We start from the raw sequence: 24,229 nt of genomic DNA, 5'->3' as shown, positions 1-24,229 counted from the left end.
CAGGAGAAGGCTCGTGACTGAGAAACGCTTCGACAACTACATAGGCGGGGAGTGGGTGGCCGGCAGCGGTTACTCGCGCAACATCAACCCCTCCGACCTCTCCGACTGCCTGGGCGAATTCGCCCAGGCCGACGCGGCCCAGGTGGCCCAGGCCATCGAAGCCGCCCGTGCGGCCTTTCCGGCCTGGTCGGTCTCCGGCATCCAGGCCCGCGCCGACGCCCTCGACAAGGTGGGCAGCGAGATCCTCTCCCGCCGCGAGGAGTTGGGCACGCTGCTGGCCCGGGAAGAGGGCAAGACCCTGCCCGAAGCCATCGGCGAGGTGGCTCGCGCCGGCAACATCTTCAAGTTCTTCGCCGGTGAATGCCTGCGCCTGAACGGCGAGATCGTGCCGTCCGTACGCCCCGGCGTGTCGGTGGAAGTCACCCGTGAACCCCTGGGCGTGATTGGACTGATCACCCCCTGGAACTTCCCCATCGCCATTCCGGCCTGGAAGATCGCGCCGGCGCTGGCCTACGGCAACTGCGTGGTGTTCAAACCGGCCGATCTGGTGCCGGGCAGCGCCTGGGCCCTGGCCGAGATCATCTCCCGCGCCGGCTTCCCTGCCGGGGTGTTCAACCTGGTGATGGGCAGCGGCCGAGTGGTCGGCGACGCCATGGTCAATGACGCTCGCGTCGATGGCATCAGCTTCACCGGCTCCGTCGGTGTAGGCCGCAGCATCGCCGCCACCTGCGTCGCCCGTGGCGCCAAGGTGCAGCTGGAAATGGGCGGCAAGAACCCGCAGGTGATCCTCGACGACGCTGACCTCAAGACCGCCGTCGAACTCGCTGTCCAGAGCGCCTTCTACTCCACCGGCCAGCGCTGCACCGCCAGCAGCCGGCTGATCGTCACCGCCGGCATCCACGACCGCTTCGTCGAGGCCATGGCCGAGCGCATGCGTTCGATCCGTGTCGGTCACGCCCTGCGTACCGGCATCGACATCGGCCCAGTGGTGTCCCAGGCCCAACTGGAGCAGGACCTGCGCTACATCGACATCGGCCGCGACGAAGGTGCGCGCCTGGTGGCCGGTGGTGAACGCGTGAGCTGCGACACCGATGGCTACTTCCTCGCCCCGGCACTGTTCGCCGACAGCGAGGCGGGCATGCGCATCAGCCGTGAGGAAATCTTCGGCCCGGTGGCCAACGTCATTCGCGTAGCTGGCTACGAAGAGGCGCTGGCGCTGGCCAATGACACCGAGTTCGGTCTTTCAGCCGGTATCGCCACCACCTCGCTCAAGTACGCCAACCACTTCAAGCGCCACGCCCAGGCCGGGATGGTCATGGTCAACCTGCCCACTGCCGGGGTGGATTACCACGTGCCGTTCGGAGGCCGCAAAGGTTCGTCCTACGGGCCTCGCGAGCAGGGTCGCTACGCCCAGGAGTTCTACACCACGGTGAAGACCACCTACATCGCAGGCTGATCCGACGCATCGGAAAACGCGGGGCAGGGCCTGCCCCGCGCTTCAACAGGGACTACCGGTACAACAACAAGCACAGGTAGGAATTGGTCGTGAAGATCAAACGAATCAGAGTCACCCCCATCGCCTTCCGCGATGCGCCGCTGCTCAATGCCAGCGGTATCCACGAGCCCTTCGCGCTGCGCTCGATCATCGAGGTGGAGAGCGACAACGGCTACATCGGCCTTGGCGAAAGCTACGGCGACGCGCCAGTCCTCGCGGTATTGCAGGCCATGCAGGACAGCCTGGTCGGGCTGGACGCCTTCGACCTGAACGGTCTGCGTGCCCGCGTCATCCAGACCGTCGCTGCCCTCGGTCCGGCCGAAGCCGGTGCCGAACTTGCCCCGGGCTCGCACCCCAGCAAGCAGGTGGCCAACGCCTATTCCGCCTTCGAGGTCGCTTTCCTCGACCTTCAGGCGCGCTCGCTGAACATCCCTCTGGTGGATCTGCTGGGCGGTGCCGTGCGCACCGAAGTGCCCTTCAGCGCCTACCTCTTCTTCAAGTACGCCAAGCACATCGACGCGCCCTACGCGCCGGACTCCTGGGGCGAGGCCCTCAGCGCGGAGCAGATCGTCGCCCAGGCCGCTCGCATGATCGAAGCCCACGGCTTCCAGAGCATCAAGCTGAAGGCCGGCGCCCTGGAACCGGAACACGAAGTCGCCTGCATCAAGGCGCTGAAGAAGGCCTTCCCCAACCATCCGCTGCGCATTGATCCCAACGGTAACTGGTCTCTGGAAACCGCCTTGCGCATGGCCGAACTGCTGGGCGACGACCTGGAGTACTACGAGGACCCCACCCCCGGCCTAGACGGTATGGCCGAGCTGCACCGGCGCACCGGCATGCCGCTCGCCACCAACATGGTGGTCACCGACTTCGAGGAATTCCGCCGCAGCGTGGCGCTGAACAGCGTGCAGATCGTCCTCGCCGACCACCACTACTGGGGCGGCCTGCGTGACACCCAGGCGCTGGCGCGGATGTGCGACACCTTCGGCCTCGGCCTGTCGATGCACTCCAACTCGCACCTGGGCATCAGCCTGATGGCGATGGCCCATGTGGCCGCCTCCGTCCCCAACCTCACCTATGCCTGCGACACCCACTACCCCTGGCAGGAGGAGGACGAGGAGGTCATCAAGGGCGGCAAGCTGCCGATTCGCAATGGCTGCGTGAGCATCACCCGTGCGCCGGGGCTGGGCGTGGAACTGGACCAGGACCAGCTGGCCAAACTCCATGAGCAGTACCTGTCCATCGACATCCGAAGTCGCGACGACGCACGGCAGATGCGCAAGTACGACCCGGCCTGGAAAATCAGGAAGCCGAGGTTCTGACCCCGTCCGCTGCCTGCGGAATGCAACATGACACTCGCGCGGTCATCCCGCGCGGGCTCTTCGACAAGAACAATTCAGAGAGAAGAACCATGGGCGAAGTACTCAAACAATCCCGTGTGCGTTACCTGATCCTGCTCATGCTGTTCCTGGTGACCACGATCAACTACGCCGACCGCGCCACCATCTCCATCGCCGGCTCCGCCATCCAGAAAGAGCTTGGCATCGACGCCGTCATGCTCGGCTACATCTTCTCCGCCTTCGGCTGGGCCTATGTGCTCGGCCAGATCCCGGGCGGCTGGCTGCTGGACCGCTTCGGCTCCAAGCGCGTCTACGCCTTCAGCATCTTCACCTGGTCGGTGTTCACCCTCCTGCAGGGCTTCGTCGACGTGGTGCCGATCGCCTGGTCGGTGGCGACCCTGTTCCTGTTGCGCTTCCTGGTGGGCTTCGCCGAGGCGCCGTCCTTCCCGGGCAACGCGCGCATCGTCGCCGCCTGGTTCCCCACCGCCGAGCGTGGCACCGCGTCCGCCATCTTCAACTCCGCCCAGTACTTCGCCACCGTGATCTTCGCCCCGCTGATGGGCTGGATCGTCCACAGCCTGGGCTGGGAACACGTGTTCATCGTCATGGGCACCATCGGCATCCTGTTCTCCGGCGTGTGGCTGAAGTTCATCTACAACCCCAAGGAACACCCGCTGATCAACCAGGCCGAGATCGACCATATCGCCAGCAACGGCGCCCTGGTGGACATGGACCAGAACCGTCGCCTGCCGGGCAACGGTCCGAAGTGGGATCACATCAAGCAGCTGGTGAGCAACCGCATGATGGCGGGTATCTACCTGGGCCAGTTCTGCATCAACGCGCTCACCTACTTCTTCCTCACCTGGTTCCCGGTCTACCTGGTGCAGGAGCGCGGCATGACCATCCTCAAGGCCGGCATCATCGCCTCCTTGCCGGCCATCTGCGGCTTCGTCGGCGGCGTACTGGGCGGGGTGATTTCCGACTGGCTGCTGCGCCGTGGCCACTCCCTCAGCGTGGCGCGCAAGACCCCGATCGTCGGCGGCATGCTGCTGTCCATGAGCATGATCCTGTGCAACTACGTGGACGCCGACTGGATGGTGGTGGGCTTCATGGCCCTGGCCTTCTTCGGCAAGGGCATCGGCGCCCTCGGCTGGGCGGTGATGTCGGATACCGCACCCAAGCAGATCGCCGGCCTGGCCGGTGGCATCTTCAACACCTGCGGCAACCTGTCGTCCATCACCACCCCGATCGTCATCGGCTACATCATCGCCGCGACCGGCTCCTTCAAGTGGGCCCTGGTGTTCGTTGGCATCAACGCCTTCCTCGCCGCCTTCAGCTACCTGTTCATCGTCGGCGAGATCAAGCGCGTGGAACTCAAGGGCGTAAAGCCTGAAACCGGCACCACGGCGGCTGCTTCCGAAGCCCCCGCCGCCAGCCCGGTCCGTTAACCCGAGAAGGACAGCAAGATGACCCAGCACCAACTGCCCAGCAGCACTCCGCGCATCACCGAGCTCACCGTCGTGCCGGTGGCCGGTCAGGACAGCATGCTGCTCAACCTCAGCGGCGCCCACGGTCCGTATTTCACCCGCAACGTGGTGATCCTCAAGGACAACGCCGGCCACGTTGGCGTCGGTGAGGTGCCCGGCGGCGAAGCCATCCGCCAGACCCTCGAAGATGCCCGGAGCCTGCTGGTGGGCCAATCCATCGGCAACTACCAGCGCCTGCTCAACCAGGTGCGCCAGGCCTTCGCCGACCGCGACTCCGGCGGCCGTGGCCTGCAGACCTTCGATCTGCGCATCGCCATCCACGCCGTCACGGCGCTGGAGTCCGCACTGCTCGACCTGCTCGGCCAGCACCTGGAAGTGCCGGTAGCGGCCCTGCTCGGCGAAGGCCAGCAGCGCGACGAAGTGGAGATGCTCGGCTACCTGTTCTACGTCGGCGACCGCAACAAGACCGACCTCGACTACCGCAGCGAAGCCGATGCCGACGACGCCTGGTTCCGCCTGCGCAACGAAGAAGCGCTGACCCCGGAGACCGTGGTTCGCCTGGCCGAGGCCGCCCATGCCCGCTATGGCTTCAACGACTTCAAGCTCAAGGGCGGCGTGCTGCGCGGTGAAGAGGAAATTGAAGCCGTGACCGCACTGGCCGAACGCTTCCCCGACGCGCGCATCACCCTCGACCCGAACGGCGCCTGGTCCCTGAAGGAAGCCATCGCCCTGTGCCGTGACCAGCACCATGTGTTGGCCTACGCCGAGGACCCCTGCGGCGCCGAGAACGGCTATTCCGGCCGCGAAGTGATGGCCGAGTTCCGCCGTGCCACCGGCCTGCCCACCGCCACCAACATGATCGCCACCGACTGGCGCCAGATGGGCCACGCCATCTCCCTGCAGTCGGTGGACATCCCGTTGGCCGACCCGCATTTCTGGACCATGCAGGGTTCGGTGCGGGTGGCGCAGATGTGCAACGACTGGGGCCTGACCTGGGGCTCGCACTCCAACAACCACTTCGACATCTCCCTGGCCATGTTCACCCATGTCGCCGCGGCGGCACCGGGCAAGATCACCGCCATCGACACCCACTGGATCTGGCAGGACGGCCAGCGCCTGACCAAGGAGCCGCTGCGCATCAAGGGCGGCAAGGTCGCGGTGCCACAAAAGCCGGGCCTGGGTGTCGAACTGGATATGGACGAGCTGGCCCGCGCTCACGCGCTGTACAAGGCCAAGGGGCTTGGAGCGCGCGATGACGCCATCGCCATGCAGTACCTGGTGCCGAACTGGACCTTCAACAACAAGCGTCCCTGCCTGGTGCGTTAGCCGGGCTGTGGGAGCGATTTCAATCGCGAATGTAGGGTGGATATCGCTCTTCATATCCACCATCGCCGCCGATCCCACCTTCGATGGTGGATCGGTGAAGCGTGATCCACCCTACGCATCGTTCACCGCCGTGAAACCAGAACAACAACGGAGTCAGCCATGCAGTTGATCCAACACCAGGACTCCCCGCGCCACGTGCGTCTGCACCCGGACGACAATGTCGCCATCGTGGTCAACGAACAGGGCGTCGCCGAGGGCGGTCGCTTTCCCGATGGCCTGGTCACCCGTGAAGCCATTCCGCAGAGCCACAAGGTCACCCTGGTGGACATTCCCGCCGGCGGCGCCGTGCTGCGCTACGGCACAGTGATCGGTTATGCCCTGCGGGAAATTCCCCGTGGCAGTTGGGTGCGTGAAGAGCTGCTGAGTATTCCCGAAGCGCCGGGGCTGGATCACCTGCCCATGGCCACCGCCGTGCCTGCGCCCATGGCTGAGCTTCCTGGCTACACCTTCGAAGGCTTCCGCAACCCGGACGGCAGCGTCGGCACTCGCAACATCCTCGGCGTGACCACCACTGTGCAGTGCGTCACCGGGGTGCTCGACCACTGCGTCGACCGGGTGCGCAAGGAGCTGCTGCCGAAGTACCCCAACGTCGACGACGTGGTCGCCCTGACCCACAGCTACGGCTGCGGTGTGGCGATCAACGCGCCGGACGCGATCATCCCGATCCGCACCCTGCACAACATCGCCCGCAACCCTAACCTGGGCGGCCAGGCGCTGGTGATCGGCCTTGGCTGCGAGAAGCTCCAGGCCGAGCAACTGATGCCCGGCGACGAACTCACCGCCGGCCAGGACGAAGAAGCCTGGCTATTCCGCCTGCAGGATTCGGCCAGCGGTTTTGCCGGGATGGTCGAGCAGATCATGGGCATGATCGAGGATCGACTGAAGGTTCTGGACCTGCGCCGCCGGGAAACCTGCCCGGCTTCCGAGCTGGTGCTGGGCATGCAATGCGGCGGCAGCGACGCTTTCTCCGGTGTCACCGCCAACCCAGCGCTGGGCGTCGCCTCCGACCTTCTGGTGCGTGCCGGCGCCACCGTGATGTTCTCGGAGAACACCGAAGTACGCGACGGCATCCACCTGCTCACCCCGCGCGCGGCGACTCCCGAAGTGGCCCAGGCGCTGGTGCGCGAGATGGACTGGTACGACCGCTACCTCGCCCGCGGCATGGCCGACCGCAGCGCCAACACCACACCCGGCAACAAGAAGGGCGGCCTGAACAACATCGTCGAAAAGGCCATGGGTTCCATCGCCAAATCCGGCAACAGTGCCATCGCCGGCGTCGTCGCGCCTGGTGAGCGCGTGCGCGGCAAGGGTTTGCAGTACTGCGCGACTCCGGCCAGCGACTTCGTCTGCGGCACCCTGCAATTGGCAGCGGGCATGAACCTGCACGTGTTCACCACCGGTCGCGGCACGCCTTATGGCCTCGCCATGGTGCCGGTGATCAAGGTCTCCACCCGCACCCAACTGGCCGAGCGCTGGCCCGACCTGATCGACGTCGATGCCGGCCGCATCACCTCTGGCCGCATCACCCTCGAAGAGCTGGGCTGGGAGCTGTTCCGCTACTACCTGGATGTGGCCAGCGGCAAGGAACGCACCTGGGCGGAAAAGCATCGGCTGCACAACGATCTGACGCTGTTCAATCCCGCCCCTGTAACTTGAGTCGGCAAATCATTCGAGGAACACCGGATGGAACCCAAGGTCCTTCACGTCGGCCCACTGACAGAGCGCTTCAACCAGCGGCTGGCCGACGACCACGAAGTGGTACAGCTGTGGCATCAGGCTAACGCCCTGGCCTATCTCGACGAGCACGGCGGCGAGTTTGACGTCGTCGTGACTTCGGCACGCTTCGGCTGCTCGGCGGCCATGCTGGAGCGCATGCGCAATGTGCGTGCCATCTGCAGCTTCGGCGTCGGCTACGACGCCATTGCTGTGGATGAGGCGCGTCGGCGCGGCATTCAGGTCAGCTACACGCCGGACGTGCTCAACGATTGCGTCGCCGACCTGGCCATGGGGCTGCTCATCGATTGTTCCCGGCGCATCAGTGCATCGGATCGCTTCGTTCGCGCCGGAAGCTGGCCGGCCGGCAACTTCCCGCTGGCACGCAAGGTCAGCGGCAAGCGGCTGGGTATCGTCGGCCTCGGCCGCATCGGCAAGGATGTGGCGCGCCGCGCCGGCGGATTCGACATGCAGGTGCGCTACCACAACCGTCGGCAGGACGCCGACAGCGCCTACGGCTTCGAACCGGACCTGCTGGCGCTGGCGCGCTGGGCGGACTTCCTGGTGCTGACCTGCCCTGGCGGCGCGGCGACCCACCACCTGATTTCGGCGCCTGTGCTCGAAGCCCTGGGGCCGGAAGGCATCCTGATAAACGTATCTCGTGGCTCGGTGGTGGATGAGCAGGCGCTGGTGGCAGCCCTCACTGAAGGCCGTTTGGGCGGCGCCGGGCTGGATGTATTCGAGGCCGAGCCGCGTGTACCTGAAGTGCTGTTCACCCTGGACAACGTGGTGCTGGCGCCTCATATCGGCAGCGGCACCATCGATACCCGGCTGCAGATGGAAGAACTGGTGTTCGCCAATCTGCAGGCCTTCCTAGACAAGGGCGAGGTGCTGACCCCGGTGGTCTGACCTGCCCGACCTGATAGCGGTGGTCGCGTCGGCCGACCCCACTATGCGAGGCCTCGCCACAAGCGGTGCTTCGTTTCCTCCCCACGAATTTGAGCTGCGGAATGGCAGTGACGGCGCACCACGAGTGCGCCGATTCTTTTTGAGTTCCAGCAAGGCTCACCATCCCTCACCCCCGGCCCCTCTCCCAGAGGGAGAGGGGAGAAAAGCGGCGCCCAGGCAAAAGGTCGCCTACCGTGCGGACTGCCCCCTCTCCCTTTGGGAGAGGGTTGGGGTGAGGGAAGTTGGTCGGCGCTGATGGTCAATCAGAACTGATAACTCAGCGTCGCAGTAACGTTGCGCTTCTCGCCGAAGTAGCAGAAGTCGAGGCTGTAGCAGGACGCCACGTAATCCTCATCCAGCAGGTTGTTGGCGTTCAGGCTGAGGTCCAGGCCCTGCATGCCCAGCTTGCCGAGGTCGTAGCCGATGAGGGCGTCGACCAGGGTGTAGGAGGGCACGTGCAGGGTGTTTTCCTTGTCCGCCCAGGTCTTGCCGACATAGCGCACGCCGAGACCGGTGCGCAGGCCATCCAGGGCGCCCGCGTTGAAGTTGTAATCACCCCAGATGGAAGCCATGTGCTTGGGTGCCTGGTTCGGGGTGTTGCCCTGGTTGCCGTCCAGCGACTTGGCGTAGGTGATGTCGGTGTAGGTGTAGCTGGCCAGGACCTTGAAGTTCTCGGTGACCTGGGTGTGGGCTTCCAGCTCGAAGCCCTGGGAGCGCACCTTGCCCACCGAGGTGAAGAAGTTGTCCTGAGGCAGCTTGGAGGCGACGTTCTCCTGGGCGATGTGGAATACCGAGGCGGTGTACATGCTGTTGCTGTCTTGCGGCTGGAATTTCAGGCCGGCTTCCCACTGCTTGCCCTCGGTGGGTTCCAGGGCTTTGCCGGATGCGTCGGAGTAGGCGTTCGGGTTGAACGACTCGGAGTAGCTGATGTAGGGCGCAATGCCGTTGTCAAAGAGGTAGAGCACGCCGGCGCGGCCGGTGAACTTGCTCCACTGCTCGTCGTTCTTGGTATTGGCGGTGCGGTTCTCGTCGGAGACCTCCACCCAGTCCTGACGGATGCCCAGTGAGAAGCGCCACTGGTCCACATCGATCAGGTCCTGCATGTACAGGCCGGTCTGCTCCAGGCGGCGGGTGTGGTTGTCCTCGGAGAGGAAGCTCAGGCTCTCATTGCCGTACACCGGGTCGAAGGCGTTGAGCGGGGTGGAGACGCCGCTGGTCCAGTCCACGTGGGTTTTGCGCTTCTGGTAGTCGAGGCCGGTGAGCAGGGTGTGGCGGGCGCTGCCCCAGTCGAATTCGGCCTGCACCATGTTGTCGATGATGTAGGCCTCGAGTTCCTCGCTGGCGCCGGAGAAGTAGCGGTTCAGCTCGTTGCTGTCGGGCGCGGTCCACTGGTAGCCGTAGACCTGCGAGAGCTCGACGTCCGAACTCAGGTAGCGGAAGTTCTGGCGGGCGGTCCAGACGTCGTTGAAGCGGTGCTCCAGCTGGTAGCCGGACATGCGCTGCATACGATCGAAGTCGTCCAGGCCCGGTTCGCCGTCGAAGAATTCGCGGCTGATGCGCTGGCCGTTGTGCTGGAACAGGCTGCCGTCGGCCGGCACTCCGCTGTGGTAGCCGCCGTTCGGGTCGTGCTGCAGGTAGCCCTGCAGGGTCAGGGTGGTGTCTTCACTGAAGTCGATGGCGAGCGTCGGAGCGATGGCGTAGCGCTCGTCCTTGGCGTGGTCGAACTGGGTGTCGCCACCCTTGCCCAGGCCCACCAGGCGATAGGCGATGCGCTTCTCCTCATCCAGCGGACCGCTGAAGTCGAAACCCACGCCCTTCTGGTTCATGTTGCCGACCATTGCCTGGACCTGGTGATAGTCATCAAACAGCGGCTTCTTGCTGGTCAGCGCCACCAGGCCACCCGGCAGGCTGCGGCCATAGAGCACCGAGGACGGGCCCTTGAGCACGTCGATGCGCTCGAGGAAGTACGGGTCGACCTGCATCGAGCTGAAGGTGCCGCTGTCGCCCATGGTCTTCAGGCCGTCGAGGTAGACGTTGTCGACGCTGTTGTCGGCGAAGCCGCGCATCACGATGTAGTCGTAGCGGTTCGAGGCGCCCACCTGGCCGGTGAAGATACCGGGGGTGTAGCGCATGGATTGCTGGACGGTCTTGGAACCCTGGTCGTCGATTTGCTCGCGGGTGATGACCGAGACCGACTGCGAGGTTTCCATCAGCGATTTGCTGGTCTTGGTGGCGATCTGGCTGTGGGTGGCCAGGTAGCCGTCCTCGCTGCCCAGTGCGTTGCCCAGGGCGAATACCTGGGTGCTGGGCACTTCCAGCGCGCTGCCGGCCGGGGTCTCACGCAGCACGAAGCTGCCGCCACCGAGGTTCTCCGCCTGCAGGGAGGTTCCGTCGAGCAGGCGCGCGAGGCCCGCTTCCACCGAGAAGGTGCCGTTCAGGCCATTGCTGTTCAGTCCACGGGTCTGCGCCGGGGTGGCAGAGAGGTTGATGCCGGCCTCGCGGGCGAAGCGGTTCAGCGCCTCATCCAGGGCCCCCGCGGGGATGGCGTAGTTGCGGCTGGCGACGGCGGTGGCCTCTTCGGCGATGGCGGCGCTGGGCAGCAGCGGAGTGGCGAGGGCGACGGACAGCAGGGCGCTGCGAATGGCGACGGCAAGGTGGGAAGCGCGAGGTGCGGTCATGAAAGCATCCGTGGGGATCGGCAAAGGTTAATGGGATTCATTCCCCTTGCCGGGGCAGGCGGCAAAACCCGCCAAAAAAATTCAAATTCGTTCGAAGGCAAAACCTGTAGGGGCGATTTCAATCGCCAAGGGTGGCGCAGCTGCCCCAAAGGAGCTGGACAGGGCAGGCCTTCGGCCTGCTTGGCGAATGAATTCGCCCCTACAGGATCAGCGCCGCCAGGCGGTCAAGCCCGCGCCTCCACCCTCACCCACCACCGTGTGCGGTAGTGCAGTTGCACCGGCAGGGTGCGGGGTAACAGGGCCAGCAGCTTGTCGGTGTCATCCAGGCGGAACACGCCGGACAGGCGCAGATCGGCGATCGCTTCGGCGCAGGCCAGACGACCGTGGCGATAGCGCGCTACCTCGGCGAGGAAGTCCGCCAGGCGCATGTCGCGGGTGACGATCAGGCCGTCGACCCAGGCCCCGGCCTCCATGCCCAGCTCCCGCACCGGATGAATGCCATCCCGGCTCAGGTCGAAGCTCTGTCCCGCTTCGACGACCTGTTTCGACAGGCCATTGGCCGGGTTCAGCACCACGCTTCCCTGCAGCACGCTGAGCCGCGAGGCGGTTTTCCCCTGGCGCAGCACGAAGCGCGCGGCCTGGGATTCCACCAGGCCGTGGACGGTGCGCACGCGCATCGGTGTGGGCTGGATGGCGTTGCTGACGAGAATTTCCCCGCGCCGCAGGTCGATCAGTCGCTGCTGCGAATCGAAGCGGATATCCACCGCCGTGTCGGTGTTCAGTTGCAGTTGGCTGCCGTCGGCCAGTACCAGGCCGCGGCGCTGGCCCGTGGCAGTGGCGAGGTCGGCTGTGAGGCGTTCCCAAGGAGTGATGTCGCGGGTCAGCCAGAGTGCGGTGCCACCCACAGCAGCCCCGGACAGCAGCTTCAGCGCCTGACGCCTGCGCAGGCCGGCTCTGGCGTTATTCAGCACCAGGCCTGCGCCGGGCAGAGCCTTCAGGCCCATGCCCAGCTCGCGGTCGAGTTGCTGCACCCGCTGCCAGGCCAGCTCGTGATTGGCGTCCTGGCCGCGCCAGTGTTCGCACGCCTGCTGCAGCTCGGCGTCGCCATTGCCGCGCAAGCGCATCATCCACTGAATGGCCTGGCGCACTACCTGTTCATCGGGCGCGGTGGTTTGGTTCTGGGCACTCATTCTTCGAACCGCAGCAGGTAGCAGTGATAGAGGGCATCGGCCACATAGCGCTCCACCGAGCGCAGGGAAATGCCCAGGCGCGTGGCGACCTCCTTGTGGGTCAGCCCCTCGCACTGGGCGAGCAGGAAAGCGGTGCGCGCCTTGGGTTTGAGGCAGTCGAGCATCTGCGCGATGCGCTCCAGCAGTTCGAGGATCAGCTCGCGTTCCTCGGGGGAGGGCGCCTCGGCTTCGGGCAGCTGCGCCAGTGCTTCGAGGTAGGCGCGTTCCAGTTCCTCGCGGCGCCAGTGGTCAATCACCAGGCCGCGCGCCACGGTACGCAGGAAGGCGCGCGGTGTACGCAGCTCCAGGCTCTCGCCCTTGCCCATCAGGCGCAGGAAGGTGTCCTGGGCGAGGTCCGCCGCATCGGCGGCATTGCCCAGCTTGCTGCGCAGCCAGTTCTTCAGCCAGCCGTGGTGCTCGCTGTACAGCGCCCGGAGGGTGATGTGAGACGACATGAAGGCCACCGCGAGATGCGATAACAAATGAAAACTAATCGCATTTTCATGATGCGCCTCGGCTTTTGCAACAGCGACTGTAGGTCTTGCCTGATGCGGTCGTCGGAATACGGCACGTTTGTAGGAGCGAGCTTGCTCGCGAAGCATCGAGCGAAGCCTTTGTTCGCGAGCAGAGCTCGCTCCTACCTCTAGCGATACCAGCGCGGTGTGTAGACCCAGTCCTCGCCGTTGCCCTTCGGCACGAGCCGGGTCAGCGAGGAGCCGATGATCACCAGGGTGCGCATGTCCACCTGTTCCGGTGTCAGTTCGCCGAGCGTGGTGAGGGTCAGTTTCTCCGCCGGTCGGCCGATATCGCGGCCCAGCACCACCACCGTTTCCGGCTTGCGATGACGGGCGACGATTTCCAGGGCGCGCCCCAGCTGCCAGGGACGCGCCCTGGAAATGGGGTTGTAGAAGGCCATGGCGAAGTCGGCGGCGGCAGCGTGGTCGAGGCGGTTCTCGATCACGTCCCACGACTTGAGGTTGTCCGACAGCGAGATCAGGCAGAAATCGTGGCCCAGTGGCGCGCCGGCCTTGGCTGCCGTGGCGAGGGCGGCGGAAACCCCGGGAAATACCTGCAGCTCGACCTGCAGCCATTCCGGATCGCGGGATTCATCCAGCGCCTCCAGCACGGCAGCGGCCATGGCGAATACGCCGGGATCGCCGGAAGACACCACCACCACGCGGCGACCGCTGGCGGCCAGTTCGAACGCATGGCGGGCACGCTGCAGCTCTTCGCGGTTGTCGGTGCAATGCGCCACCTGATCGGGGCGCAGCGGCCCGGCCATGCGGATGTAGGTTTCGTAGCCAAGCAGGTCTTCGGCTTCATCCAGGGCCTGGCGCGTGGCGGGCACCATGAACTCGGCGGCGCCGGGGCCGAGGCCGATCACGGTGAGGCGCCCGCGCGGTTGGCCGATCAGGGCTGGGTCCAGCGGTTCGTTGGCGAGATGGAGGCGGATGCCGGCGACTTGCTGGTGCAGCGGCGGCAGCGCGGTCTCGTCGGTGATGAAACGCAGCGGCACGCCCAGTTCGACGGCGGTGGCGGCCAGTCCGGAATCGACCATTCGCGAGCGATCCGCCAACAGGCAGGCCAGGGACAGCGGCGCCAGTCCGGCGTCGGCCAGCGCCTGACGCACCGCTTGCGCGCTGGCCTCGCCATCTACGCGCGCAACGGTCACGCGAGGATGGATCAGCAGCTCATCCCTTGCCGCCGCACGCGCTTGGGCGGTGACGTGGATGACCCGTTGCGCCTCATCCGCCAGGGGCAGACGGACGTCGTCCAGCCAGGGCGCTTCGCCCTGCACCCGTACCGTTTGGCCGCCCAGCAGGTCGGAGACGAAACGCTTGCCCTGCTCGATATCGGCCAGGGCAAAGCCAGCCGGGGGTTCCAGCAGGCAGGTACCGAAACGAAGTTCGCCGCTGGTGGTGATGGCCGGCGCCACCTCCAGTGCGGCAGCGATTTCCCGCGCCATGCGGTTCACCCCGCCGAGGCCGCCGAGCAGCGGCACCACGGCGCTGCCGTCTTCGGCGACTGCCAGTACCGGCGGTTCGGCGCCCTTGCTCGTCAGCAGCGGCGCCAGGGTGCGGATCACGATGCCGGCGGCGCACAGGGCGATGATCGGCGTATCGGTGCGGTAGAGCTCGCGCAGGGTCTCGCCGAACTCCGCGTAGACGTCGTCGGCACGCTCGACGCGCCCGGCCAGACCGAGGATGCGCGCCTGTGGATAAAGCGCCTGGATGCTTCTCGCAATCGGCAGGCCGCCATTGCCGAGCAGGACGATGGCGGGGGCGTTGGACGGTTCCATCATCCCCTCCACTTCTGCCCGGGGATGACGATCATCGAGAAGTAGGGCGAGGCCATCGGGTCCACTTCATCCAGCGGCACGATGCGCTGGTTGGCCATGGTCGCGCGCTCCACGTAATGGGCGCGGCTGGCGATGCCGAGGTCCTGGAGGACGCGGCGTACCTTGTCGAAGTTGCGCCCGAGCTTCATCACCACGGCGGCTTCGGCGTCCGTCAGACGGTCCTTGAGTTCATCTTCCGGCAGCACGCCGGAGAGCACGGAAAGACTCTGGTTGCGGTACACCAGCGGTACGCCGAGCACCGCCGCGCTGCCCAGCATGGAGCAGACGCCGGGCACCACTTCCACTTCGTAGCGCTCGGCCAGGCGGTCGTGCAGGTACATGTAGGAGCCGTAGAAGAAGGGGTCGCCTTCGCAGATCACCGCCACGTCGCGGCCGGCTTCCAGATGCTGGGCCACCTGCTCGGCGGCGGTGTCGTAGAAGTCGCTGATCACGGTTTCGTAGGTCAGCGGCGGTTCCAGCTTTTCGGTGGTCACCGGGTACACCAGGGGCATGCGCTGCTGCGTGTCGGTGAGGTGCTGCTCGATGATGCCGAAGGCGTTGCCGCCCTGGCCCTGGCTGGCTTTCGCCTTGGCCACGAAGTAACCCACCACCTGCGCCGATTGCAGCAGGCGCAGGGCCTTGAGGGTAATCAGTTCCGGATCACCGGGGCCCACGCCCAGGCCGATCAGCCGTCCTTTACCAGTCATCACTCCACCTCCGTGGCCAGGGCGTTGACCGCCGCCGCCGCCATGGCACTGCCGCCGCGACGGCCACGTACGATCACATAGGGCACGCCACGGCTGTCGGCGGCGAGCATGTCCTTGGATTCCGCGGCGCCGACGAAACCCACCGGGAAACCGAGGATCAGCGCCGGTTTCGGTGCGCCGGCATCGAGCATTTCCAGCAGGTAGAAGAGCGCAGTGGGGGCATTGCCGATCACCACCACGCTGCCTTCCAGGTGCTCGCGCCAATGCTCCAGGGCCACCGCCGAGCGGGTATTGCCCAGCTCGCGGGCCAGCTCTGGCACGCCCGGATCGTTGAGGGTGCAGATGACCTGGTTGTTGGCCGGCAGGCGCGCACGGGTGATGCCTTCGGCCACCATGCGCGCATCGCAGAGAATAGGCGCACCGGCGGCGATGGCGGCGCGGCCGGCAGCTCCTGCACCGGGGGAGAAGCGCAGGTCTTCCACCACATCGACCATGCCGCAGGCGTGGATCACCCGCACCGCGAGCTTTTCCAGGTCGGCGGGAATGCCGGCGAGGTTGGCCTCGGCGCGGATGATGGAGAAGGAGTTGCGATAGATCTCCTGACCATCGCGGATGTACTCGATCATGGGGTGGAACTCCAGGTGTCAGGAGAGGCGGCCAGGCGTTCGCCGGCCTCTTGGATGCTGATATCGCGCGACAGCAGACGGCCGAAGCCGGCGCCACCGCGCTGGAAGAGATCGTAGCGGCCGGGGGCGACGGCCAGCAGGGTAAAGGGCGCCACATGGGCGGCGGCGCAGGAGCGCGGGCAGCCGCTGAGGTGGACCACCGCTCCGGGCGGCAGCAGCGGCGTCAGGGTCAGTGCATCGGCCTTGGTGTCGGCCAGGCCCTTGGCGCAGCCGGCGGAACCGGTACAGGCAATCAGGCGGGCCAGGGGCTCATGGGCATCGGTGGCGAAGCCCAGGTCCTGCATGGCGCGCAGGACCGCCTCGGCATCTTCGGCGTTGGGCAGCACGATCGATTGCCAGGGCGTCAGGCGCAGGCTGCCGTCGCCCTGCTGGTCAGCGACATCCGCGAGGGCGACGAGCTGCCCGGCATTCAGTCGGCCGAGGGTTGGCGCGCCACCGACATGGCGGCCCTCGCGAATACCCAGGTGAGCGAAGGGTTGCGGGGCAGCGCGTTGCCAGTCGCCGGCCGGCAGCAGGGGAAATTCCAGTCGTTGTTGCAGACGCAGCAGCAGGTCGCCCGGTGGGTGTCCAGCGAGCAGGTGGCGCATGCGTGTCTGCTCGGGCGTCGCCAGTTCGAGGAACAGTTCCAGCACGGCTTCAACCAGTGCAGGAACCTGGGCGCGCGGCACGGCGGCCAGGGCAGGCGTGTCGTCGCCGGATAGGGGCGGGCAGCCGGCAAGGCCAAAGGCGAACTGCGCGTGGTTGCCGTCACCCATGGCCGAGAGCCAGAGATCGTGGGGGTGTTCCAGCATCGCCATGGCCTCGCCGCCATCCAGCAGCAGGGCGAACTTGGGCGACAGGGCGTGGAAGTGCGACTTGTCCTGCAACAGGCTGAGGATCTGCTCGGCCAGTGGCGAGACATCCACCAGCGCACTGGAATCAAGGCCGGCCAGCGGGCTGACCATCAGGTTGCGAACGTCGTCGGCGCCGGGAGAACCAGCCCCCAGATCGGCGGCTAGCAGGGCGTCGATCAGCGCCGACTCGGCACCAGGCTTCACGCCGCGAATCTGCAGGTTGGAACGGTTGGTGGCCTCGATCACGCCGCCGGCATGGGCCGTCGCGGCGGCGGCCACGGCGCGGGCCTGGCTGGAACGCAGGCGGCCGCAGGGCAGCTTGATCCGGCAGATGCCGCCGTCCTTCGCCTGGACGATGCGCAGCAGCCCCGGGCAAGCCGAGGCGCGAACGGATAGCGATGTGGGTCGGGCGTGCTTCACTCAGGTCACCATGGTTGGCGTCGCGGCGACCCGGTTCCCTAGGCTAGGGACAACGTTGCACCGATACACCCCGCTCGATGCGTACACACGCGACTGGTTCCACCGGCAGGTCTCCTGGCTGGCAGGTCGTCGTCCCGTGCGGCCTTCCCGATAATTCAGTGGCCAGATTGCATGGACTCGCTGCTTACAGTTGCGGGGGCAGCCACGGCTCGACCGTGTTCCCTCTTAGGCTGGGGCTCGTCAGGTGAGCGCCAGCGACCGATGAAGGGCGCTATTATGCCCGCTTTGCCCGGACCGAGGAAAAGGCTGCCTGTCGGAAGCCGAATGACCTTGGCGTTTTCAGAATCGAGGAGAGCAAATGCAGCCCTGGCTGACAGTGGTGGGGATTGGCGAAGACGGTTATGCAGGCCTGGGCAAGGCTGCACGTCATGCCCTGCTGGGTGCCGCCGAGGTGGTGGGCGGCCCGCGCCAGCTCGACCTGCTGCCGCGCTGCATCCGCGCCCGTCGCACGCCCTGGCCCAGCCCCTTCTCGCTGGCGCCGGTGCTGGAACGGCGCGGCACGCCGATCTGCGTGCTGGCCAGCGGCGATCCCATGCTGTTCGGTGTGGGCGCCAGCCTTGCGCGGCAGGTGCCGGTGGAAGAGCTGCGCGTGTTCCCGGCCCCTTCGTCCTATTCCTTGGCGGCGGCTCGCCTGGGTTGGCCATTGCAGGACGTCACCCTGCTCTCGGTGGTCGCGCGTCCCCTGGCGGCCCTCAATGCCCATCTGCACGACGGCGCCCGTCTGCTGGTGTTGAGCAATGACGGCAGCAGCCCGGCGGCCATCGCTGCACTGCTGACCGAGCGTGGCTTCGGCCCCAGCCGGATCACGGTGCTGGAGCACCTGGGTGGCGAGCGTGAGCGACGCATCGACGGCATTGCCTGCGACTGGTCCCTCGGTGAGGTCGCCGCACTCAACCTGGTGGCCGTCGAAGTTCTGCCCGGTGAGGGCACCCGTCCATTGCAGCTGACCACCGGCCTGCCAGACGACGCCTATCGCCACGACGGCCAGCTCACCAAGCGCGACGTCCGCGCCGTTACCCTTGCGCGCCTGGCGCCGCGTCCCGGCGAACTGCTCTGGGATGTGGGCGCCGGCTGCGGTTCCATCGGCATCGAGTGGATGCGCGCGCACCCGGATTGCCGCGCCATTGCCATCGAGGCCAACGAAGGCCGCCAGGCTCACATCCGCCACAACCGCGATGCCCTCGGCGTGCCCGGCCTGCAACTGGTGGCCGGCCAGGCTCCTGCCGCGCTGGAAGGACTGCCCGCGCCGGATGCCATCTTCATCGGCGGCGGCGTCACCGAACCCGGTGTGCTGGACACCTGCTGGAACCAGCTCAAGCCCGGCGGCCGGCTGATCGCCAACGCGGTGACCCTGCAAAGCGAAGCCACGCTGGTGGCTTTCCGTGAGCGGCACGGTGGTGAACTCACCCGTATCGCCATCGCCCAGGCCCAGCCGCTGGGCGGTTTCGACACCTGGCGTTCGGCATTGCCAATTACCTTGCTGGAAGTGGTCAAGGATGCGTAGGTTGGCGCAGAGCGCAGCGAAGCCCAACGTATCGGGATACGGGATTACTCCGACATTGGGGCTCGTCCTCCCGGCGCCAGTCGACATCACCTCCTGAGCAGACCTTAGCCCCATGCGTGACGAAACCCCCGAACAACCCGCACCCCTGCGCAGTGGCTACACCACCGGTAGTTGTGCCACCGCCACCAGCCTGGCGGCGGCGCGCCTGCTGCTGGGCGGCGAGGCGGCCGATGCGGTGGAGATCGTCCTGCCCAAGGGCCAGCAGGTGCTGATGCGCCTGGAGTTCTGTCGCCTGAGTGACGACGGCGCCGAAGCCGGCACCCTGAAAGATGCCGGCGATGATCCGGACGTGACCCACGGCGCGCTGATCTATGCGCAGGTCCGCCTCGGCGCGGAGCCCGGCGTGCGCTTTCACGCAGGTACTGGCGTTGGCACCGTCACCAAGCCGGGCCTGACCCTGGCGGTGGGGGAACCCGCGATCAACCCGGTGCCCCGGCAGATGATGACCGAGCACCTGACCCGCCTCGCCGCCGAGTACCACTACCCCGGCGGCTTCGAGGTGACCATCTGCGTGCAGGGCGGCGCGGAGCTGGCGCTGAAGACCATGAATCCGCGCCTCGGCATCCTCGGTGGCATTTCCATCCTCGGCACCACCGGGATCGTCCGGCCCTTCTCCTGTTCGGCCTACATCGCGTCGATCCATCAGGGCATCGACGTCGCCCGCGCCAACGGTTTCACCCATCTCGCGGCGTGCACCGGCAATGCCAGCGAAGATGCCATGCGCCGTCGCTATCACCTGGATGACACCGCCCTGATCGAGATGGGCGACTTCGCCGGCGCCGTGCTCAAGCACCTGCGCAAGGCGCCTGTGGATAAGCTCAGCCTGTGCGGAGGCTTCGGCAAGATCAGCAAGCTCGCCGCCGGCCATATGGACCTGCACAGCCGCAGCTCCAGCATCGACCTCCCGCTGCTGGCGCAATGGGCTGCCGAACTGGGAGCCAGCGTCGAGTTGCAGGACGCCATGCACGGCGCCAATACCAGCCAGCTGGCGCTGGTCATGGCCCATGACGCCGGCATCCCGCTGGGCAACGCGGTCTGCGCCCATGCCCTGGCCTTCGCCCGCAAGACGGTGCCGGCCAGCGTGGCGCTGGAAGTCTTCGCCATCGACCGCCAGGGCAACATCGTCGGCGAAGCGGTGGAGCCGCGATGAAGCGCATCCTGCTGCTGGGTGGCGTTGCCGAAGCCCTGGCGCTGGCGCGCCGCCTGGGGCCTGAACACGTCTACAGCCTCGCCGGCCTCGGCAAAGTGCCGGAGGACCTCGACTGCCAGGTTCGCGTCGGCGGCTATGGCGGTGCCGAGGGGCTGGCGCGTTTCATCGCCGACGAGGGAATCGGGTTGCTGGTGGATGCCACCCATCCCTATGCCGCGCAGATCAGCCACAACGCGGCGGCGGCTGCCGGCATGGCCGATGTTCCCTGCTGGGCCCTGCGGCGTCCTGGTTGGCAGGCCGGCCCCGATGACGACTGGCGCAACGTGGCCGACTGGGCCGGGCTGATCGAGGCGCTGAAATCCTTCCACCGTCCTTTCTTCACCCTCGGCCGCGAACCGTTGGAGCACCTGCAGGAGATCCCACCAGAGCAGCACTGGACCGTGCGCTGTCTGCAAGGGCAACCAGCCGGGGAACGCTACGAGGTGATCGGCGCCCGTGGCCCCTTCAGCCTCGACGGCGAGCGTGAGCTGTTCCGCCGATTGTGCAGCGACGTGCTGATCAGCAAGAACAGCGGCAGCCAGTCCACTGAACCCAAGCTGCAGGTCGCCCGCGAGCTTGGGCTGCCGGTGCTGATCCTCGAGCGCCCGGAGCTGCCTGCCGTCACCCGCGAATTCGAATCTGTCGAGCGCCTCTGGCAGGCCCTCGCCACCTACCTGGAAACCCCATGAACGCAACACCCTACGCCCGCGTGCTGTTCGCCGGGCCGGACCTCGCCCAAGGCTCCTTCGCTGAGCTGTTCCGCCGTCAGCTTCTGGCATTGCGTGGCGGGTCAGCCTTGGCCGATATCGTCGACACCAGCGCCGGTCACGAACTGCTGTGGCGGCGCGTTCAGGCGAGTCCACGACCCTTGCTGGTGATCGACCTCGAACCGCAATCCTCGTCCCAGCACCTGGACTGGCTGCGCAGCGAGCTGGGCCGGTTGGATGCCCCTGAGCAGCTCTTCGTCGCCAGCCTGCTGGGCCAGTTCGACACCGACCCGGCCGGTGCCGCCTGCGCCCTGGCTGAACGCCGTGAACTGCATCTGACTTGCGTGGACGTAGCTGCACTGCCGGAGAGCCATTCCTGGTCCTGCATCCCGCCCCACGCCCGCCGTCTGCTGCTGTGCAACGGCCCGCGCTGCACCCGCCGGGGTGCCTTGCCGTTGTGGAAGAAAATGCGGGAAACCCTAAAGGCTGCCGGCAAGCTGGAGTGCGAAGGCGGCGTGCACATCACCCGCACCCAATGCCAGTTCCCCTGCGATGAAGGCCCAACTGCCAGCCTCTACCCGGAAGGCGAGTGGTACCGCATTCGCGATGAGGAAGAGGTGCTGCGCTGGGTGCAGGAGCGGATCGTCGAAGATCAGCAGGTGCCGGAGCTGTTGATGCGCTTGCGGTGACCGTCCGGCCCCCGGCTTTGACTGTCGTATTGCTATGCGCATAGGGTATGCGCATAGATTGCCTGGGAAACCTGCTCATGCGTCCCATCTACGATCCTCATGCTCCAAAGAAGGCCGCGAACCTCAGCATCAACAGCGACCTCCTCAACAAGGCGCGGGCGCTGGATATCAATCTGTCCGCCGCACTTGAACACGCCCTGGCGGAAGAGCTGAGGCTCAAGCAGCGTGAATCCTGGCTGGCTGAAAATCGCGCGGCGATTGCCGCCTACAACCAGTACGTGGAAGACGAAGGCGTCTTCAGCGACGATCTGCGGAGCTTCTGATGCCGCAATTCGCCGTTTATCTGAACGCCAATCCTTCGACCCGTACGACCATTCCTTACTTGCTCGATGTGCAGAGCGACCTGATCGCCGAGTTGAGTACCCGTGTCGTCGTGCCTCTCTATACGGCCGAGGTGATGAAGGACAAGGTGCTGAAGACCCTGATGCCGCTCTTCGAGGTGGAGGGAACGCCCGTCGTTATGCTCACTCCACTGCTGGCCGGGGTATCCAGGAAAGTACTGGGCAAGCAGGTCGCCGATCTCTCTGCCATGCGCAATGAAATCATTGCGGCTCTGGACCTGCTGATTACCGGGATCTAGTCCGCAGGATGGAGCGTGGGCGTTCTGCTGAGGAGCGATACCCATCGACTCACAGCTCGGAGATGACCCGGTACTCCGCGCCCAACTCCTCCGCCAACTTCTTCGCCCGCCCCAGCCGAATCGGCCCGCTTTCGATATCCACCAACAGCGTCGGGCAACCCGGCGGCTGCAGTGACGACCAGTCCTTCAAACGCCCATCGGTGAGCACCAGCAAACGCTGTTCCTCGGCCGGCTTCTGCCGCTGTCGGCGGGCCAGCCAGTGGGCGGATTGCTGTAGTGCTTCGATGACGGGCGTACCACCGCCGGCACCGAGTTCGGCGAGCCAGTGGTGCAGGGCGGGGGAGGCCTTCTGGCCCTGCCAGAGCCATCGGGGCTGGTGGCCGGTGGCGTGGAGTACGGCAAGGCGCGCGCGCTCGCGGTAGGCGGCTTCGAACAGATTGGCCAGCAACCCCTTGGCCTGGGCCAGGGCGCCGTGGCGGCGGGTGGAGGCGGAGGCATCCACCACCACCAGCCAGAGCTGGTCGGGGCGCTGGCTGCGTGGCGCACGCACCAGGTCTGAGGCCTTGCGCGGACGGCCACGCAGGAGCGTGGGCAACCACTGGATTGCGCCATTGGCACCCGCACGGCGAGCGCCGCTGCGGCCGTTGCCAAGAGTGCCGGGTCTGGGTTGGGCACCCGCCCCTGTGACCGTGCGCGGGCGGATGCTCAGGGCTTTTTTGGCCAGCGCGGCAGGTCGCGTCGCTCGCCGGTGGGTACCGCTTGCGCGGGCAGTTCGCCCCATTGGCCCTCACCGCCGGAAGCCTGCGACTGCGAGGCGGCCGGTGGAGCTTGCGGCGGCTGCGCGGCGGGTGGTGGCGTGTGGGTGCGACGGTGGGCTAGGGCGAAGTCTTCGACGGCGTCGATGTCTTCGGCTTCGATGCGCTCGGCGCCGCGCCAGGCAGCGTGGGCACGGGCGGCGCGCAGCCAGACCAGGTCGGCGCGCAGGCCGTCGACACCGGCGGCAAAACAGCGCTGGGCGATGTCATCGAGGGCGACATCGTCCAGGGGAATGCCGGGCAGGCGTGCGCGGGCGTCCTGGCAACGTCGGGCCAGGGCCTGTTGTTCGCCGTTCCATTGGGTGATGAAGGCCTGGGGATCGGCATCGAAGGCCAGGCGGCGGCGAACGATCTCGGCACGGTCGGCCGGTTGCGGCTGGCCGTCCTGGCGGACCTTGAGGCCGAAGCGGTCCAGCAGTTGCGGTCGCAGTTCGCCTTCTTCCGGGTTCATGGTGCCGATCAGCACAAAGCGGGCGGGGTGTCGATGGGAAAGACCATCGCGCTCCACCTGGTTCACACCGCTGGCGGCCACGTCGAGCAGCAGGTCCACCAGGTGGTCGGGCAACAGGTTCACTTCATCCACATAGAGCACGCCGCCGTGGGCCTTCGCCAGCACGCCGGGGGAGAAGCGCGCACGGCCTTCGCCGAGGGCGGCGTCCAGGTCGAGGGTGCCGACGATGCGCTCTTCGCTGGCACCCAGGGGCAGGGTGACGAAGGTGGCTTCCGGCAGCAGGTCGGCGATGCCGCGCGCCAGGGTGGATTTGGCCATGCCGCGCGGACCTTCGATCAGCACGCCGCCGATGGCGGGGTCGATGGCAGCGAGGTAGAGCGCCAGCTTCAGTTCGTCGGAACCGACGACCGCGCTCAGGGGAAAGTGGAGAAGGTCGGACATGGCGGGATCCTGGGAAAGCGTGTCGCGCATGGTAGCGAAAGGTCGGGGTGGCCGATAGAAATCAGTGATTGAACGGCGCGCGGCGATCCAGTAGGTTATCCAGCATTCGCTTTGGAGATTGTCATGCCGCAACTCGCTTCCACTTCGCTCACCGCTCGCCAGACTCAGGTCGTGGCGCGTGTGCGTGTGGCCGCTGCGGCCAGCTATTTCTATGGGTATTGGTTTAGCCACGGGCTGGCCTGATACCCAATCAGGCGGCCCACTCCAGCAGGGTCGCCGCCAAAGCTCCACGAAACCCCCGGTCGGCAACCCGACCGGGGGTTTTTGTTTTCCGGCCCACAAGGCCAAACACATGAGATTCGAGGATCGCACCATGATCAGCTACCGCACTTACCAGACCTATTACCGCAACT

Annotated in this window: 21 protein-coding genes and 1 riboswitch; of the genes, 12 read left to right on the top strand and 9 right to left on the bottom strand. The window is 66.4% G+C overall.

Going from position 1 to position 24,229, the window contains the following annotated elements; all coding sequences use genetic code 11:
- Positions 1–13: 13 nt before the first annotated feature.
- The 6 genes from E8F06_RS04805 to E8F06_RS04780 all read left to right on the top strand — a co-directional run bounded on the left by E8F06_RS04805 (position 14) and on the right by E8F06_RS04780 (position 8,330).
- Positions 14–1,456, top strand: a complete 1,443-nt coding sequence (locus E8F06_RS04805) for an aldehyde dehydrogenase family protein (RefSeq protein WP_280364784.1) — start codon at positions 14–16, stop codon at positions 1,454–1,456.
- An 89-nt stretch (positions 1,457–1,545) separates the two neighbouring features.
- On the top strand, positions 1,546–2,817 hold the full coding sequence (locus tag E8F06_RS04800) for a glucarate dehydratase family protein (RefSeq protein WP_280364782.1): 1,272 nt from the start codon (positions 1,546–1,548) through the stop codon (positions 2,815–2,817).
- An 89-nt stretch (positions 2,818–2,906) separates the two neighbouring features.
- On the top strand, positions 2,907–4,283 hold the full coding sequence (locus E8F06_RS04795) for an MFS transporter (RefSeq protein ID WP_280364780.1): 1,377 nt from the start codon (positions 2,907–2,909) through the stop codon (positions 4,281–4,283).
- Positions 4,284–4,301: 18 nt separating this feature from the next.
- Positions 4,302–5,648: a glucarate dehydratase gene (gudD, locus tag E8F06_RS04790; protein WP_280364778.1), complete on the top strand. Its 1,347-nt coding sequence runs from the start codon at positions 4,302–4,304 to the stop codon at positions 5,646–5,648.
- Between the two features lie 159 nt (positions 5,649–5,807).
- Positions 5,808–7,364 carry a galactarate dehydratase gene (gene garD, locus E8F06_RS04785; protein WP_280364776.1) on the top strand — a complete coding sequence of 519 codons (1,557 nt, stop codon included), beginning with the start codon at positions 5,808–5,810 and terminating at the stop codon, positions 7,362–7,364.
- Positions 7,365–7,391: 27 nt separating this feature from the next.
- Complete coding sequence (locus E8F06_RS04780) at positions 7,392–8,330, top strand: 2-hydroxyacid dehydrogenase (RefSeq protein WP_280364775.1); 939 nt, start codon at positions 7,392–7,394, stop codon at positions 8,328–8,330.
- Positions 8,331–8,632: 302 nt separating this feature from the next.
- Here the strand turns inward: E8F06_RS04780 and E8F06_RS04775 are convergent, their stop codons facing one another.
- The 7 genes from E8F06_RS04775 to cobG form a co-directional block, all read right to left on the bottom strand.
- Positions 8,633–11,047, bottom strand: coding sequence for a TonB-dependent siderophore receptor (locus tag E8F06_RS04775; protein WP_280364773.1), 2,415 nt, complete (start codon positions 11,045–11,047; stop codon positions 8,633–8,635).
- Between the two features lie 224 nt (positions 11,048–11,271).
- Entirely contained in the window at positions 11,272–12,237 is a 966-nt protein-coding gene (locus E8F06_RS04770) for a FecR family protein (RefSeq protein ID WP_280364770.1), read from the bottom strand.
- Positions 12,234–12,731, bottom strand: coding sequence for a sigma-70 family RNA polymerase sigma factor (locus E8F06_RS04765; protein ID WP_280364768.1), 498 nt, complete (start codon positions 12,729–12,731; stop codon positions 12,234–12,236). Before E8F06_RS04765 ends, E8F06_RS04770 begins: the two co-directional genes overlap by 4 nt.
- A 188-nt stretch (positions 12,732–12,919) precedes the next feature.
- Positions 12,920–14,575: a precorrin-3B C(17)-methyltransferase gene (gene cobJ / locus E8F06_RS04760; RefSeq protein ID WP_280364766.1), complete on the bottom strand. Its 1,656-nt coding sequence runs from the start codon at positions 14,573–14,575 to the stop codon at positions 12,920–12,922.
- Complete coding sequence (locus E8F06_RS04755) at positions 14,575–15,321, bottom strand: precorrin-2 C(20)-methyltransferase (protein ID WP_280364763.1); 747 nt, start codon at positions 15,319–15,321, stop codon at positions 14,575–14,577. The genes cobJ and E8F06_RS04755 overlap by 1 nt, the downstream gene beginning before the upstream one ends.
- A complete protein-coding gene (locus E8F06_RS04750) occupies positions 15,321–15,947 on the bottom strand; it encodes a precorrin-8X methylmutase (protein ID WP_226283405.1) in 627 nt (208 codons plus the stop codon). Before E8F06_RS04750 ends, E8F06_RS04755 begins: the two co-directional genes overlap by 1 nt.
- Positions 15,944–17,260: a precorrin-3B synthase gene (gene cobG / locus E8F06_RS04745; RefSeq protein ID WP_280364759.1), complete on the bottom strand. Its 1,317-nt coding sequence runs from the start codon at positions 17,258–17,260 to the stop codon at positions 15,944–15,946. Before cobG ends, E8F06_RS04750 begins: the two co-directional genes overlap by 4 nt.
- Positions 17,261–17,346: 86 nt before the next feature.
- Positions 17,347–17,538, bottom strand: a riboswitch (cobalamin riboswitch).
- An 80-nt stretch (positions 17,539–17,618) separates the two neighbouring features.
- Between cobG and cbiE the strand changes: the two genes are divergently transcribed.
- The 6 genes from cbiE (at position 17,619) to E8F06_RS04715 (ending at position 22,109) form a co-directional block, all read left to right on the top strand.
- Positions 17,619–18,824, top strand: coding sequence for a precorrin-6y C5,15-methyltransferase (decarboxylating) subunit CbiE (gene cbiE / locus E8F06_RS04740; protein ID WP_280364756.1), 1,206 nt, complete (start codon positions 17,619–17,621; stop codon positions 18,822–18,824).
- A gap of 112 nt (positions 18,825–18,936) precedes the next feature.
- Positions 18,937–20,034 carry a cobalt-precorrin-5B (C(1))-methyltransferase gene (locus E8F06_RS04735; RefSeq protein WP_280364754.1) on the top strand — a complete coding sequence of 366 codons (1,098 nt, stop codon included), beginning with the start codon at positions 18,937–18,939 and terminating at the stop codon, positions 20,032–20,034.
- Complete coding sequence (locus E8F06_RS04730; RefSeq protein ID WP_280364751.1) at positions 20,031–20,762, top strand: cobalt-precorrin-6A reductase; 732 nt, start codon at positions 20,031–20,033, stop codon at positions 20,760–20,762. The genes E8F06_RS04735 and E8F06_RS04730 overlap by 4 nt, the downstream gene beginning before the upstream one ends.
- Positions 20,759–21,469 (top strand): (2Fe-2S) ferredoxin domain-containing protein, encoded by a 711-nt coding sequence (locus tag E8F06_RS04725; RefSeq protein ID WP_280364749.1) that lies wholly within the window; start codon positions 20,759–20,761, stop codon positions 21,467–21,469. Before E8F06_RS04730 ends, E8F06_RS04725 begins: the two co-directional genes overlap by 4 nt.
- Positions 21,470–21,546: 77 nt before the next feature.
- The gene (locus tag E8F06_RS04720) at positions 21,547–21,792 is read left to right on the top strand and encodes a type II toxin-antitoxin system CcdA family antitoxin (protein ID WP_280364746.1); all 246 of its coding nucleotides are present in this window, start codon (positions 21,547–21,549) and stop codon (positions 21,790–21,792) included.
- Positions 21,792–22,109 carry a CcdB family protein gene (locus tag E8F06_RS04715; protein ID WP_280364743.1) on the top strand — a complete coding sequence of 106 codons (318 nt, stop codon included), beginning with the start codon at positions 21,792–21,794 and terminating at the stop codon, positions 22,107–22,109. Before E8F06_RS04720 ends, E8F06_RS04715 begins: the two co-directional genes overlap by 1 nt.
- A gap of 49 nt (positions 22,110–22,158) precedes the next feature.
- Here E8F06_RS04715 and E8F06_RS04710 read toward each other — a convergent pair whose 3' ends face one another.
- Entirely contained in the window at positions 22,159–22,890 is a 732-nt protein-coding gene (locus tag E8F06_RS04710) for a VWA domain-containing protein (RefSeq protein WP_280364741.1), read from the bottom strand.
- Entirely contained in the window at positions 22,815–23,816 is a 1,002-nt protein-coding gene (locus E8F06_RS04705; protein WP_280364738.1) for an AAA family ATPase, read from the bottom strand. Before E8F06_RS04705 ends, E8F06_RS04710 begins: the two co-directional genes overlap by 76 nt.
- Positions 23,817–24,229 lie beyond the last annotated feature (413 nt).

The organism is Pseudomonas sp. BN411, assembly GCF_029871235.1.
Taxonomy (GTDB): domain Bacteria; phylum Pseudomonadota; class Gammaproteobacteria; order Pseudomonadales; family Pseudomonadaceae; genus Metapseudomonas.
The sequence above is the reverse complement of the archived record's forward strand: the minus strand, read 5'-3'. Positions and strand labels throughout refer to the sequence as shown.

Coding starts and splice junctions, on each gene's coding strand:
- E8F06_RS04795 (WP_280364780.1), top strand. CDS start 2,907: ATGGGCGAAGTACTCAAACAATCCCGTGTGCGTTACCTGATCCTGCTC.
- gudD (WP_280364778.1), top strand. CDS start 4,302: ATGACCCAGCACCAACTGCCCAGCAGCACTCCGCGCATCACCGAGCTC.
- garD (WP_280364776.1), top strand. CDS start 5,808: ATGCAGTTGATCCAACACCAGGACTCCCCGCGCCACGTGCGTCTGCAC.
- E8F06_RS04780 (WP_280364775.1), top strand. CDS start 7,392: ATGGAACCCAAGGTCCTTCACGTCGGCCCACTGACAGAGCGCTTCAAC.
- E8F06_RS04775 (WP_280364773.1), bottom strand. CDS start 11,047: ATGACCGCACCTCGCGCTTCCCACCTTGCCGTCGCCATTCGCAGCGCC.
- E8F06_RS04770 (WP_280364770.1), bottom strand. CDS start 12,237: ATGAGTGCCCAGAACCAAACCACCGCGCCCGATGAACAGGTAGTGCGC.
- E8F06_RS04765 (WP_280364768.1), bottom strand. CDS start 12,731: ATGTCGTCTCACATCACCCTCCGGGCGCTGTACAGCGAGCACCACGGC.
- cobJ (WP_280364766.1), bottom strand. CDS start 14,575: ATGGAACCGTCCAACGCCCCCGCCATCGTCCTGCTCGGCAATGGCGGC.
- E8F06_RS04755 (WP_280364763.1), bottom strand. CDS start 15,321: ATGACTGGTAAAGGACGGCTGATCGGCCTGGGCGTGGGCCCCGGTGAT.
- E8F06_RS04750 (WP_226283405.1), bottom strand. CDS start 15,947: ATGATCGAGTACATCCGCGATGGTCAGGAGATCTATCGCAACTCCTTC.
- cbiE (WP_280364756.1), top strand. CDS start 17,619: ATGCAGCCCTGGCTGACAGTGGTGGGGATTGGCGAAGACGGTTATGCA.
- E8F06_RS04735 (WP_280364754.1), top strand. CDS start 18,937: ATGCGTGACGAAACCCCCGAACAACCCGCACCCCTGCGCAGTGGCTAC.
- E8F06_RS04730 (WP_280364751.1), top strand. CDS start 20,031: ATGAAGCGCATCCTGCTGCTGGGTGGCGTTGCCGAAGCCCTGGCGCTG.
- E8F06_RS04725 (WP_280364749.1), top strand. CDS start 20,759: ATGAACGCAACACCCTACGCCCGCGTGCTGTTCGCCGGGCCGGACCTC.
- E8F06_RS04720 (WP_280364746.1), top strand. CDS start 21,547: ATGCGTCCCATCTACGATCCTCATGCTCCAAAGAAGGCCGCGAACCTC.
- E8F06_RS04715 (WP_280364743.1), top strand. CDS start 21,792: ATGCCGCAATTCGCCGTTTATCTGAACGCCAATCCTTCGACCCGTACG.
- E8F06_RS04710 (WP_280364741.1), bottom strand. CDS start 22,890: ATGGGGCGAACTGCCCGCGCAAGCGGTACCCACCGGCGAGCGACGCGA.
- E8F06_RS04705 (WP_280364738.1), bottom strand. CDS start 23,816: ATGTCCGACCTTCTCCACTTTCCCCTGAGCGCGGTCGTCGGTTCCGAC.